Origin of the sequence: Kribbella polygonati (genome assembly GCF_050320105.1) — a bacterium.
Classification (GTDB): Bacteria; Actinomycetota; Actinomycetes; order Propionibacteriales; family Kribbellaceae; genus Kribbella.
Map to the genome: position 1 here is coordinate 711400 of NZ_CP190129.1, position 12950 is coordinate 724349.

General features: G+C 68.4%; 12 protein-coding genes. 9 read left to right on the top strand and 3 right to left on the bottom strand.

The window, feature by feature from the left end:
- Positions 1-35 precede the first annotated feature (35 nt).
- Entirely contained in the window at positions 36-833 is a 798-nt protein-coding gene (locus ACQHIV_RS03360; protein WP_427891531.1) for a TIM barrel protein, read from the bottom strand.
- Positions 834-914: 81 nt separating this feature from the next.
- Here ACQHIV_RS03360 and ACQHIV_RS03365 point away from each other — a divergent pair, with 81 nt between their 5' ends.
- From ACQHIV_RS03365 to ACQHIV_RS03405, 9 genes are all read left to right on the top strand, one after another.
- The gene (locus ACQHIV_RS03365; RefSeq protein ID WP_427891533.1) at positions 915-2957 is read left to right on the top strand and encodes an alpha-amylase family protein; all 2043 of its coding nucleotides are present in this window, start codon (positions 915-917) and stop codon (positions 2955-2957) included.
- Positions 2954-3802 carry a 2-hydroxy-3-oxopropionate reductase gene (locus ACQHIV_RS03370; protein ID WP_427891535.1) on the top strand — a complete coding sequence of 283 codons (849 nt, stop codon included), beginning with the start codon at positions 2954-2956 and terminating at the stop codon, positions 3800-3802. The genes ACQHIV_RS03365 and ACQHIV_RS03370 overlap by 4 nt, the downstream gene beginning before the upstream one ends.
- Positions 3799-5568, top strand: a complete 1770-nt coding sequence (locus ACQHIV_RS03375) for an alpha-amylase family protein (protein WP_427891537.1) — start codon at positions 3799-3801, stop codon at positions 5566-5568. Before ACQHIV_RS03370 ends, ACQHIV_RS03375 begins: the two co-directional genes overlap by 4 nt.
- A gap of 10 nt (positions 5569-5578) precedes the next feature.
- On the top strand, positions 5579-6868 hold the full coding sequence (locus tag ACQHIV_RS03380; protein ID WP_427891539.1) for an ABC transporter substrate-binding protein: 1290 nt from the start codon (positions 5579-5581) through the stop codon (positions 6866-6868).
- Complete coding sequence (locus ACQHIV_RS03385) at positions 6865-7761, top strand: carbohydrate ABC transporter permease (RefSeq protein WP_427891541.1); 897 nt, start codon at positions 6865-6867, stop codon at positions 7759-7761. The genes ACQHIV_RS03380 and ACQHIV_RS03385 overlap by 4 nt, the downstream gene beginning before the upstream one ends.
- Complete coding sequence (locus ACQHIV_RS03390; protein WP_427891543.1) at positions 7761-8579, top strand: carbohydrate ABC transporter permease; 819 nt, start codon at positions 7761-7763, stop codon at positions 8577-8579. Before ACQHIV_RS03385 ends, ACQHIV_RS03390 begins: the two co-directional genes overlap by 1 nt.
- Positions 8576-9484 (top strand): D-2-hydroxyacid dehydrogenase, encoded by a 909-nt coding sequence (locus ACQHIV_RS03395; protein WP_427891545.1) that lies wholly within the window; start codon positions 8576-8578, stop codon positions 9482-9484. Before ACQHIV_RS03390 ends, ACQHIV_RS03395 begins: the two co-directional genes overlap by 4 nt.
- Positions 9485-9529: 45 nt before the next feature.
- Positions 9530-10198: a GntR family transcriptional regulator gene (locus ACQHIV_RS03400; protein WP_427891547.1), complete on the top strand. Its 669-nt coding sequence runs from the start codon at positions 9530-9532 to the stop codon at positions 10196-10198.
- A gap of 185 nt (positions 10199-10383) precedes the next feature.
- A complete protein-coding gene (locus ACQHIV_RS03405; protein WP_427891548.1) occupies positions 10384-11742 on the top strand; it encodes an FAD-binding oxidoreductase in 1359 nt (452 codons plus the stop codon).
- Between the two features lie 32 nt (positions 11743-11774).
- Here the strand turns inward: ACQHIV_RS03405 and ACQHIV_RS03410 are convergent, their stop codons facing one another.
- Both ACQHIV_RS03410 and ACQHIV_RS03415 read right to left on the bottom strand, forming a co-directional pair.
- Positions 11775-12314: a dihydrofolate reductase family protein gene (locus tag ACQHIV_RS03410; RefSeq protein ID WP_427891550.1), complete on the bottom strand. Its 540-nt coding sequence runs from the start codon at positions 12312-12314 to the stop codon at positions 11775-11777.
- 12 nt (positions 12315-12326) lie between these two features.
- Positions 12327-12890: an NADPH-dependent FMN reductase gene (locus tag ACQHIV_RS03415; protein WP_427891552.1), complete on the bottom strand. Its 564-nt coding sequence runs from the start codon at positions 12888-12890 to the stop codon at positions 12327-12329.
- Positions 12891-12950 lie beyond the last annotated feature (60 nt).

A 12950-nucleotide genomic window follows, 5' to 3' on the forward strand; every position in this document is an offset into this window, starting at 1 on the left:
CTGGTCGGAGCCGGGCCCGCGGAATTGACACCGGGTCAGGCGATCCATCCCAAACTGCTGAGAGTGTCGGTCGTCGGCTTGTACTCGCAGGCCGCTACGCCCTGGTATCCGGCCGCTTTCAGTGCATCCAGAGTCGCGTCGATCGGCAGCGATCCCGAGCCTGGCTCGCCGCGGCCGGGGCTGTCGGCGAGCTGCACATGAGCGACCGGTACGGACGACGCCGTCGCAAGCAGGTCGACGCCGTTGCTGCCGAGATGGAACGTGTCGAACAGCAGCGAGAGATTGTCGACAAGCTGCAACGGGCCGGTCAGCAATCGCACGACGTCGTCCGCGGTGTGCAACGGATACCGGCCGTTGAGCCCTTCGGTCAGCGGCTCGATCAGCACCGTCCCGCCGACCTCGGCCACCGCGGCGGCCGCCGCACCGATCGCGTCGACCGCGACGGCGGCCTGCGCCTCCGGCGTCCAGCGATCGTCGAGTTGCCCGTACAGCAGGTTGAACAACCGGCATCCGGTCCGCTCTGCGATCCCGACCATCACCTGGACGTTCCCCGCGAGCTGCGCCTGCCGATCAGGATGGGACGCGACGCCGCGCTCTCCGGCAGGGATGTCGCCCCCGTAGAAGTTGAGTGCGCCGAGCGATACGCCCGCATCCGCAACGGTGCGGATGAAGTCGTCGACCTCCGCGGCCGACGGATCGGGGACGGCGAACGGCCACCAGGACTCCACCACCCGGAAGCCGGCCGCGGCCGCGGCGGCGAACCGGGACGGATACGGCAGCTCGGTGAACAGCATCGACACGTTCGCACTCAGCTCGTGGCCGCGGTACTCCATGACCGAAAGACTAACACCAGCTCTTGCCAGGCGTGCATTCTTGTCTAACAATCTTCGGACACCAACGACTCCGGAGGCGCGATGCAGAACTGGCCGTCGACCGCGACCCGCTGGGCCCAGATCACCCTCGCCGAGGACGATCCCGCGCATTTCGACGCGGACTTCTGGCTGGCCCTGATGCGCGACAGCAAATCCAACGCGACCTGTATCAGCGCGGGCGGCTACGTCGCCTACTACCCGACGCAGCTCGAGTACCACTACCGCAGCAAGTACCTCGACGGCACCGACCCGTTCGGCACCCTCGTCGACGGCGCTCGCAGCCTCGGGATGAGCGTGATGGCGCGCGTCGACCCGCACGCCGTGCACGCCGACGCGGCCGCCGCGCACCCGGAATGGCTGGCCCGGGACCGCGACGGCAACCCGATCGAGCACTGGGCCTACCCGGGCATCTGGCTGACCTGCGCGTTCACGCCGTACCACCGGGAGTTCGTCACCGAGGTGATCCGCGAGATCGTCCGCGAGTACGACGTGGACTCGGTGTTCGCGAACCGCTGGGAGGGGTACTACGGGATCTCCTACAGCGACGGCGCGCGGAGGTCGTTCCGCGACGAGACCGGCCTGGAGCTCCCGCTCGAGGAGTACGGCGACGGCTGGGCGGAGTACGTCGCCTGGCGCCGCCGGCACTTGGGCGAACTCGTCGGGATCTGGGACCGGGCCGTCCGCGACCTGCGGCCGCACGCGCGGTTCATCCCGAACATGGGCGCCCTCGCCGCCCGCGACCTCGCCCGGGACCTGGCCGAACCGGTCGCCCCGCTGTTCATCATCGACAAGCAGGGCCGGCACGGGATCGAGGCGCCGTGGTCCGCGGGCCGGAACGGGAAACGCAACCGTGCCGTGTTCCCGGACCGCCCGGTGCAGCTGATCACCTCGGTCGGCCCGGAGCATCCGTACCGCTGGAAGGACTCGGTCGCGCCGGCCGAGGAGACGAAGACATGGATCGTCGACGGGTTCGCGCACGGCGCGCAGCCGTGGTTCACGAAGTTCAACGCGAGCGTGCCGGACCGCCGCTGGGTGCGGCCGGTCGTCGAGGCGTTCAACCTGCATGCGACGGTCGAGCCGGTGCTGAAGGACCTGCGCATCACCGCCGAGGTCGCGCTGCTCGATCCGACCCGGAGCGGGCAGTTGCGGGCCGGGGACAACGACCACGAGGACGGCTTCTACCACGCACTCGTGGAGGCGCGGGTGCCGTTCGAGTTCGTCTCCGACCAGCTGATGACGCTCGAGCGACTCCGTGCGTTCAAGGTCGTCGTGCTCGCGAATGCCGAGCAGCTGAGCGACGACCAGTGCGCCGTGCTCACCGAGTACGTCGGATCCGGCGGCTCGCTGGTGGCGGCGTACCAGACCTCCTTGTACGACGAGAACGGCGCGGCGCGGGCCGACTTCGGGCTCGGCGGCATGCTGAACGTGAAGCTGACCGAGCCGAGCCGGCGGGTGCAGAACAACTACATCGCCCGTACCGGCGATCATCCGCTGAACGCCGGGTACGACGGTACGACCCGGATCATTGGTGGTACCCACATCATCGGGGTGGCGTCCGACGCGGACACGCCGTGGCGGTTCATCCCGGACTTCCCGGACCTGCCGATGGAGGAGGTGTACCAGCGGGAGGCGCCGGACAAACCGGCCGTGGTGTGCACCGAGAACGCGAACGGCGGTCGGACCGTGTACTTCCCGTTCAACCTCGGCGCGATCTTCTGGGAGGCACTGCAGACGGATCACGGCCAGCTGATCGCGAACGCGGTCGCCTGGGCGCTCGGGAAGACGCCCGAGGTGACCGTCGAGGGCGCCGGGCTGGTCGACGTCGCCGTACACCGGGGTGACCACGGCGTGGCCGTTGCCCTGGTCAACCTCACGAACCCGATGGCGATGCGCGGGCCGATCCGCGAGACGTTGCCGCTGCCTCCGCAGACCGTGTCGATCGCCGTACCCACCGAACGCGTGCGGGCGCGGCTGCTGGTCGCGGGCGTCGACGTCGAGGCGAAGGTGGTGGACGGCCGGGTCGAGGTGCCGGTCCCGGCCGCCGGGCTGCTCGAGGTCGTGCATGTCGATTGGAGCCGGTCATGAGGATCGGGTTCATCGGTCTCGGCGTGATGGGTCGTCCGATGGCCGGCAATCTGATGGCCGCCGGGCACGAGCTGTCGGTGTACCGCGGCCGGACCGACGTCGCCGCGCGGGTGTGCGGGTCGGCGAAGGAGGTCGCGGAGCAGTCCGAGGTCGTGATCCTGATGGTTCCGGACACCCCCGACGTCGAGTCTGTGCTGTTCGCGCCGGACGGGGTCGCGGAGGGACTGCGGCCGGGCTCGCTCGTGATCGACATGAGCTCGATCTCGCCGACCGCGACGATCGGGTTCGCGCAGCTGATCGAGAAGCTCGGCTGCGACTACCTCGACGCGCCAGTATCGGGCGGTGAGCTCGGCGCCAAGGACGGCACGCTGACGATCATGGCCGGCGGGCGTCCGGAGGTGTTCGAGCGGGCCCGGCCGCTGTTCGACGTACTCGGGAAGAACGTCACGCTGATCGGCGGCGCGGGCGCCGGGCAGACCGCCAAGGTCGCGAACCAGATCATCGTTGGGCTCACCATCGAAGCGGTCGCCGAGGGACTGCTGTTCGCGGAACGGGCCGGCGCGGACCCTGCCGTCGTACGGCAGGCGTTGACGGGCGGGTTCGCGAGTTCGCGGATCCTCGAGGTGCACGGCGACCGGATGGTGCGGGAGGCGTTCGAGCCCGGGTTCCGGCTGCGGCTGCACCGCAAGGACCTGAACCTCGCCGTACAGGCCGCGGCCGAGCTGGACCTGGCGCTGCCGAACACGGCCGCCACCCAGCAGCTGATGAACGCCGCGGTCGCCGACGGGGACGGCGAGCTGGACCACTCCGCGCTGTACCGGACGCTGCGCCGGGACCGCCCATGACGATGTGGTGGCAGGACCCGTTCCGGATGTTCCAGACCAACCTGCGCGAGATCGACGCCGGGCTGGACATCGAGGCGGTGCTCGACTACCTGGAGGACTTCGGCGCGGACACCTGGCTGCTCAGCGTCGGCGGGATCCTGTCGAACTACCCGACCGACCTGGACTTCCAGACCCGCAACCCGTACCTGTCCGAGCGGCCGTCCGGCGACCTGGTCGGCGACGCGGTCGAGGCCGCGGCCCGGCGCGGGATCCGGGTGCTGGGCCGGATGGACTTCTCCAAGATCGACCATCGCCGCGCCGAGGCCCACCCGGACTGGTGCTTCGTCGGTCCGACCGGCGAACGGCAGGTCTACAACGGACTGACGAGCGTCTGCCCGAGCGGCGAGTACTACCAGGTCAAGCTGTTCGAGGTCCTGGACGAGGTCCTCGACCGCTACCCGCTGGCTGGGTTCTTCTGCAACTGGATGTCGTTCAACGAGGTCGACTACAGCCGGGTGTACCACGGCGTCTGCCACTGCGTCGGTTGTCGGCAGCGGTACGACGGGACGCTGCCCGACGACCCGGACGCGGGCTGGCGGGCGTTCACCAAACACGTACTGGACGACCTGACCGGGCGGATCCGCGAGCACCTCGAAGGACGGGCAGCGTTGGTGCTCGGGGACCGGGCCGACATCGTGTTCCACGAGGCGAACAACGCGGTGGGACGGCGACTCTGGCATCACCGGACGAGTGAGAACGTGAGTGCCGCGAAGACCTATCGCCCTGAGGTCCCCGTACTGACCAATTCGGTGGCGTTCGTCGACATGCCGTACCGGTTGGCCGGGGAGGATCCGCGGCACTTCGCGCAGTACCTGGTGCAGGCGATTGCCCGGGGCGCGAATCCGTCGACGTACATCATGGGGACTCCGGCCACCACGCCGTACGCCTGCCTGGAGATCGCCGGCCAGCTGACGCGCTTCCATCGCGACCACGCCGACGTCTACCGGGATCTCGTACCGGCCGCGCGGACGCTGCTGGTCCGGGGCGAGTCGCGGGCGGAGTTCGAGGGACTGTATCTGGCGCTGCTCCAGCGGCACGTCCCCTTCGACGTGCTGCCGGCCGAGCGGCTGCCGGACGTCGATCTGGGGCGATATCAGGTGGTCGTCCTGCCGGACCTGGGGCCGGTCGACCTCGGCGAGTACGACGGGAAGGTCGTGGCAACGGGGGTGACCGAGTTGAACCCGATCGCGAGCTACGAGACCGAGGCGGCGACCCGGGGCCTGCACCTGGAGGGCGGCGTACCGGTGATCGGCGCGTTCCACGTGGTCGAGGCCGCGGGCGAGCTGCAGGCCTACTCGCGGGCGCCGTACGGGCCACCGGAGAAGTGTCACGGGCACGAGTTGCTGCCGCACCCCGGAATGGTGCGGCAAGGCAACAAAGTGCTGTTCCCGTGGACGATCGGGCGGGCGTACCGCGAGGTCGGGCTGACCGTCCACCGGGACCTCTTCGTGGACCAGGTCGGCGAGGGTCTCGCGACGGAGTTGCCCGAGCAGGTGGAGGTCGTCGTGGGGCGTTCGGCGGCCGGGTACGTCGTCCATCTGCTGAACAGGTCGGGCGACACCGACCAGCGGTTCGCCCCGCCGCTGCCGATCGGGCCGGGGCGGTTGCGGGTGCCCGACGGCGTACAGGAAGTCCATGCACTCAACGCGGGGGAGCGGCTGCCTGTCGACGACGGGTGGGTGCACGTACCGGAGATCGGGCTGTTCGAAGTGCTCGTTTGCGCGTGAGGAGAGCGAGATGGATCGACGAGAGTTTCTCAAGGCCGCCCTGACGGCCGGTGCCGCCGCGGGACTGGTGGGCTGCGGCGGCAGCGGCGGCGGGGCGTCCGGCGGCAAGGTGACGTTGCGCTACGCGTGGTGGGGCAACAACATCCGCCAGCAGAACTACACGAAGGCACTGAAGGCGTTCACGGCGGCGAACCCGTCGATCACGATCGAACCGGAGTTCGCCGACTACACGGCGTTCCAGGAACGGATGACGACGCAGATCGCGGCCCGGGACGTCCCGGACGTGTTCTGGATCGCGTCCCCGCAGGTGATGACGTACGCGAAGAGCAAGCTGTACCGGAATCTCGACGGGATCTCCACGCTGAAGTGGGACGACTACAGCAAGGACGAGATCGAGAGCTTCAAGCTCGGCGGTCAACTGAACACGCTCCCGTTCGCGATCACCACGCCGGTGATCCGGTACAACGAGACCGTCGCGAAGGCCGACGGCGTGACGATCCCGGCGCCCGGGCCGGGCTGGAGCTGGGACAGTCTGTCCGAGCTGTTGATTGCCTACAGCAAGAACAATCCGGGGAAGCGTAAGGGCGTTCCGTACGTGCCGGACCACGACCTGACCTTCGAGGCGTGGCTGCGGCAGCGCGGCGAGCAGTTGTGGACCCAGGACGGCAAGATCGGGTTCACCGTTGACGGACTGGGCAGCTGGCTCGACTGGTGGGAGAAGCTGCGCAAGGCCGGCGGGGCGCTGTCGCTCAGCGAGCAGGAGGGGATGGGCCCGGACTGGGCGCAGGTCGGGAAGAAGACGCTGGTGATGTTCGGCAATTCGAACCACATCATCGACGACGCGAAGGTGTTCCCGAAGGAGAAGTTCCGGCTCCGCCCGGCGCCGGTCGCGGCGGACGCACCGGCCGGCCACAAGTACCTGTACTTCCCGCGGATGGCGATCTACCAGCGGATCGACGACGGCAACCTCGAGGCCGCCGGCAAGGTCCTGGACTACTCGGTGAACAACGCCGAGATGCTGAAGACCGTCCGGCTGACCATGGGTGCGCCCATCAACGCGAAGGTCGCCGAGCAGTCCGCGGCGTTCGCGAGCCCGGACGAGAAGGAGATGCTCGCCGTGGTCGCGGAGGAGCGCAAGGCCGAGCGCAAACCGCGGTACGAGGCGCCGCCCGGATCGAGTACCTGGCGGACCACGATGTCGCGGATCTGCGAGGAGATCGCGCTCGGGAAGACCGCCGTACCGGACGGCGCGCAGAAGCTGTACGACGCGATCGGCGACGGAATCAAGCGGGCCGCATGACCTCGTCACGATTCCACCTCAACCGCCAGGGGAGGGCCGCGCACGTCTTCCTGATCCCCTGGCAGCTGGGGCTCCTGCTGGTCACCGCCGTACCGCTGCTCGCCTCCCTGTACCTGGCGTTCACGAAGTACGACATCCTGAACCCGCCGGAGTGGACCGGGCTGGAGAACTTCCGTCGGATGGTCCACGACGACCAGTTCTGGGCGTCGGTCAAGGTGACGCTGATCTACGTGCTGGTCTCGGTGCCGCTGCAGCTGGCGTTCGCGTTGCTGCTCGCGCTGATCCTGGACCGCGGGCTGAGCGGTCTGGCCTTCTATCGCAGCGCGTTCTACCTGCCGTCGCTGCTCGGCTCGTCGGTGGCGATCGCGATCCTGTGGCGGGAGATCTTCGGCGACGACGGGCTGATCAACAAGGGCCTGGCGCTGGTCGGGATCCACGGCGAGAGCTGGCTGCAGAACCCGCGGACCGCGCTCGCGACGTTGATCGTCCTGAATGTGTGGACGTTCGGTTCGCCGATGGTGATCTTCCTCGCCGGGCTGCGGCAGATCCCGGACGAGCTGTACGAGGCGGCCCGGGTCGACGGCGCCGGCGTCTGGCGGCAGTTCACCCACCTGACGGTGCCGCTGCTCACGCCGATCATCTTCTTCAACCTGATCCTGCAGACGATCGGCGCGTTCCAGACGTTCACCCAGGCGCACATCATCAGCGGCGGCACCGGCGGTCCGGCGAACTCGACGCTGTTCTACACCCTGTACGTGTACCAGCAGGGATTCGTCGCGTTCGACATGGGCTACGCGTCCGCGCTGGCGTGGGTGCTGATGGTCGCGATCGCCGTCGTCACCGCGCTGCACTTCCTGGTCTCGAAGTACTGGGTCTTCTACGGAGACAGCTGATGCCCAAGCTACTGAAACACGCCGGCCTGCTGGTGTTCGTCGCATTCATGATCTACCCGCTGATCTGGATGGTGGTGAGCGCGTTCAAACCACCCTCGGACATCCTCACCGAGCCGGGGATCATTCCGCACCAGGTCACCTTCGAGAACTTCAAGGAAGGCTGGGGTGCGCTCAACCGCCCGTTCTCCGCGTTCTTCCTGAACTCTCTCGTCGTCACGCTCGGGTCGATCGCGGGCAACCTGTTCTCCTGCTCGCTGACGGCGTACGCGCTGGCCCGGCTGCAGTTCCGGATGCGGAAGGTGTACTTCGCGATCACACTCGCCTCGGTGATGCTGCCGTTCCACGTGCTGGTGATCCCGCAGTACATCTTCTTCTCGCAGCTCGGGATGGTGAACACGTACTGGCCGCTGCTGATCCCGAAGTTCCTGGCCACCGACGCGTTCTTCGTCTTCCTGATGGTGCAGTTCATCCGGACGCTGCCGCGCGAGTTGGACCGGGCCGCGTGGATCGACGGTGCCGGGCCGTTCCTGACGTTCTGGTACGTCGTACTCCCGCTGATGCGGCCCGCGCTGGTGACCACGACGATCTTCACGTTCATCTGGACGTGGAACGACTTTTTCGTACCGTTGATCTACCTGACCAGGACGCAGGTGTTCACCGTACCGGTGGCGCTGAACTCGATGGTCGATTCCGAGACCCAGAGCGGAGTGGGCATGCTGTTCGCGATGTCGTTGCTGTCCCTGATCCCGATCCTGATCTTCTTCGCCGTGGCCCAGAAGTACCTGATCCGCGGCATCGCCACCACGGGGCTGAAATGATCGTTGTCGTCGGCAAGGAGAATCCGGCGTACGTCGCGGCCGCGGGCGCGCTGCCGGTACGGTTCGTGGCGTCGCTGGAGGGTGTGGACCTGGCCGGGGCCGAAGCGGTGATCGGCCATCTGCCGGGCGATCTGCTGGCGAAGGCGCCGCGGTTGCGGTGGGTGCACAGCCCGTCGGCCGGGGTCGACTCCGACCTGACGCCGGAGATGCTCACGTCACCGGTCGTGCTCACGTCGAGTGCGGGCAACGGCGGCATCTCGCTCGCGGAGCACTCGATGCTGCTGATGATGATGCTGAACCGCGATGTACCGCGGTGGATGCGGGCGCAGGCCGAGCACCGCTGGGACCACTACCGGCACGGTGAGCTGGCCGGTCGTACGGTCGGCATCTACGGGCTCGGGAACTCGGGTCTGGACCTCGCGCTGAAGGCGAAGGCGTTCCACATGCGGGTCCTCGGCGTACGCCGCCGTCCGGACCAGCCGTCGCCGAACGTCGACGTACTGTGCGACCTCGACCAGCTGCTCGCGGAGTCCGACTTCGTCGTGGTCACGACGCCGCGGACGCCGTCGACGGCCGGGGTGTTCGACCGGGAGGCGTTCGCGCGGATGAAGCCGTCGGCGTACTTCGTCTGCATCTCGCGCGGCGGGATCGCGGACGACGACGCGCTGCTCGAGGCGTTGCGGAGCGGGCAGATCGCGGGCGCCGGGCTGGACGCGCACGGCGTCGAACCGCTGCCGCCGGACAGCCCGTTCTGGTCGTTGCCGAACGTCGTCGTCACGCCGCACAACGGCGCCACCAGCGACGGGACGCTGCGCCGGTCGGCGGAGATCGTCGCGGACAACCTCGGCCGGTTCGCGCGCGGCGAACCGCTGCGGAACGTGGTCGACAAGGCCGCGGGTTATTAGGCCAGTACACTTGCCTGACAGTTTTTGCCCGTCGGAGGGGGTCCCGTGAGTACCGAAGCGCGCCTGGAGCTGGGGCCGTCCTCGTTGACCGATGCGCTCTACGAGTCGATCCGGAAGCGGATCGTGAACGGCGAGATCCCGCAGGGCGAGAAGCTCACCGAGGTCCGGCTCGCCACCGAGTACAACGTCGCCCGCCCGACCGCCAAGGCGGCGCTCGAGCGGCTCACCGCGCTCGGGCTGCTGCGCCGTACCGCGCACAAGACCGCGGTGGTCCCGGTGCTCGACCAGGCCGAGATCCGGGACCTGTTCTTCAGCCGGATCACGATCGAGAAGGCGGCGGTCTCCGCGCTGGCCGCGACCGGCGAGGTGCCGCCGGACGCGGCCCGCGCCCAGGTCGCGATCGAGTACGCCGCCCGGGACCGGATGTTCGAGAACCAGGTCGACGCGGACATCGCGTTCCATACCGCGCTGGTGGCCGCCGTCGGCAGCCGCCGGCTGGCCCGGATGCACGAGCTGATCATCGGCGAGGTGCAGCTGACCATGGGGCAGTACCAGGCGCACCGGAAGGCGGCGCCGACGACCGTGGCGAAGGAGCACGCGGCGATCCTGACCGCGATCCAGGACGGCGACCCGGCGGCGGCCGCCGAACACCTCGCGTATCACCTCGAGCAGGCCCAGGGCCGGCTGCTCAGTACGTTGCCCGAAGGGGATTGACGAAACTCTCCCGGCTTGGGAGATTCGGAGGGAACGGGCGGGTCTGGGGGAGGGCCGGCCGCCCGTCGGGGGTTCAGACGCTTTCTGGGGTTCGTGCTGTGCTCGACGGCAGTGCCGGTCTGCGCGGCGTACGTGTTCGTGTGTACGCCGATCTGCGACAGCAACGTGCACAGGGGAGCGAGCGCATGATCGAGAACCTGCGGGAGAGCACGCGGGGACAGGTCTTCACGGTGGGCGACGAGGAGTACGACGCGGCGCGCCGTGTCAACAACTGGATGATCGACAAACGGCCGCAGGTGATCGTCCGGTGCGAGAACGCCGGTGACGTGATGGCGGCGATCGACTACGCGCGGACGAACGACCTGGAGATCGCGGTCCGCGGCGGCGGGCACAGCGTGCCGGGGTTCGGAACGGTCGACGACGGGCTGGTCATCGACCTGAGCGGGATGCGCAACGTCCGGGTGGACCCGGTGAATCGGACCGCGCGGGCCGGCGGCGGCGCGACCTGGGGCGACTTCAACGCGGCCACGCACGCGTTCGGGCTGGCGACGACCGGCGGGATCATCTCGACCACCGGGGTCGGCGGGCTGACGCTCGGCGGCGGCATCGGGTACCTCGCCCGCGGGCTCGGGCTGTCCTGCGACAACCTCGTGTCGGCGGACGTGGTGACCGCGGACGGGAAGTTCCTGATCGTCAGCGAGAAGGAGAACGAGGACCTGTTCTGGGCGTTGCGTGGTGGCGGCGGCAACTTCGGCGTGGTGACCGCGCTGGAGTACCGGCTGGCACCGTTGTCGACGATCTACGGCGGCCCGATGTTCTTCGAGCTGTCCGACGCGGCCGCCGTACTGGCCGGGTTCCGGGACCTGATCATGGACGCGCCCGAGCAGCTCGGCGGGTTCCCGGCGTTCCAGATCGCGCCGCCGCTGCCGTTCATCCCGGAGGACCGGCACGGCGAGCCGTTCGCGGCGATCGTCGGCTGCTGGGCGGGCGACCTCGACGAGGGCGAGACGCAGATCTCGAAGTTCCGCTCGTTCGCGCCGGTGGTGGCCGAGCACGTCGGGCCGATGCCGTACCCGGCGCTGAACAGTGCGTTCGACGCGCTGGTGCCGCCGGGGCTGCAGCACTACTGGAAGGCGAACTTCGTCACCGAGCTCACCGACGAGGCGATCCAGGCGCACCTGCGGCACGCGGCCGGGCTGCCGGCGGTGAACTCGACCGTACACATCTACCCGATCAACGGCGCCTGCCACCGGGTCACCGCGGACGCGACAGCGTTCGCCTACCGGGACGCGAACTTCGCCACGGTGATCGCCGGCATGTGGCCGGACCCGGCGCAGAACGAGGCATCGATCGACTGGGTGCGGTCGTACTACGACGACATCGCGCCGCACTCCGAGGCCGGCGGGTACATCAACTTCATGGCCGGCGACGACCAGGGCCGGATCCGGGAGAACTACCGGCAGAACTACGACCGGCTGGCGGAGGTGAAGCGCCGGTACGACCCGGACAACGTGTTCCACCTGAACCAGAACATCGCTCCGTAAGGGGGTGCGGTCCGGCCCGCACCCCCTGAGGGCTATTTCTTGGGGCCGAGCTTGTGGACCACGATGCCGGACTTGAACGTCGTGGTCCCGAGCAGCTCGAGGTGGGTCATCTCGATGCCGCTGCCCTGCAGCATGTTGGTGCCGTCGGCAACCACCGGGAAGATCCAGAAGTGGTACTCGTCGACGAGCTTGTGCTCCAGCAGCGTCCGCGAGAACGACCCGGTGCCGTACTTGATCAGGTCGCCGCCGTCGGACTCCTTCAGCCGCCGTACGGCGTCGGCCGCGTCGCCCTCGAGCGGCTGCGCGTTCCACTTCCAGTCGGTCAGCGTGCGGCTGGCGACGTACTTCGGCATCGCGTTGAAGACGTCGGCCATCGGGTCGCCGGCGCGGGACAGCCAGGCGTCGGCGAAGCCCTCGTACGTGACACGGCCGAGCACCTGCGCCTCGACGCCGTCCATCAGGCTCTGGCTGTATGCCATGTGCTCGTCGTCCCAGTACGGCGGGCTCCAGTTCTGCGGCTCGTCGATGACGCCGTTCAGCGTGACGAACGTGGACTCGATCAGCTTCCTCATGGGTCTTTCCTCTCACGGTTGGTACGGGCGCCGGTTGCGGGCGTCGCGTAGTACTTCGGCCCACCAGACGAGCTGGTCGAGCATGAGCTTGGCTGTTGTCTCGTAGCCGGCGGACGGCTTCGGCCAGCCGCCGTCTGCGGTGAACTGCTCCCAGTAGCAGGGCAGTGCGACGGTGTTGCGGATGGTGACGGCGTGGAGTTCGGTGAAGACCTGTCGCAGCTGTGCGGTGGCGTGGCAGCCGCCGTACTCACGGCCGTAGCTGACGATGGCTACCGGCTTGGCGTGCCACTCCTCGTAGTACCAGTCCAGGGCTGTCTTCAGCGGTGCTGGGAAGCTGCTGTTGATCTCTGGGGTGACAACGGCGAACGCGTCTGCTGTTGCCAGCCTGGTACCGAGTTGCTGGACCTCCTGCGGCGGAACTTCGTCGGTGTCGGGCAGCGTGTCCGGCAGGTTTGCCGTCACCAGGTCCACAAGGTCGACCTCGAACTGCTTGGCAGCCTGCTGAGCGAGCCAGTGCGCCACTGTCGGGCCGAAGCGGCCACGGCGGGTGCTGCCGATGATCACTGCCAGTCGCATCTGCCGTCCTCCTTCCGTCTGACCCAGACTCTGCCGGAAGGCGTTTACGGTTTCTTTCCG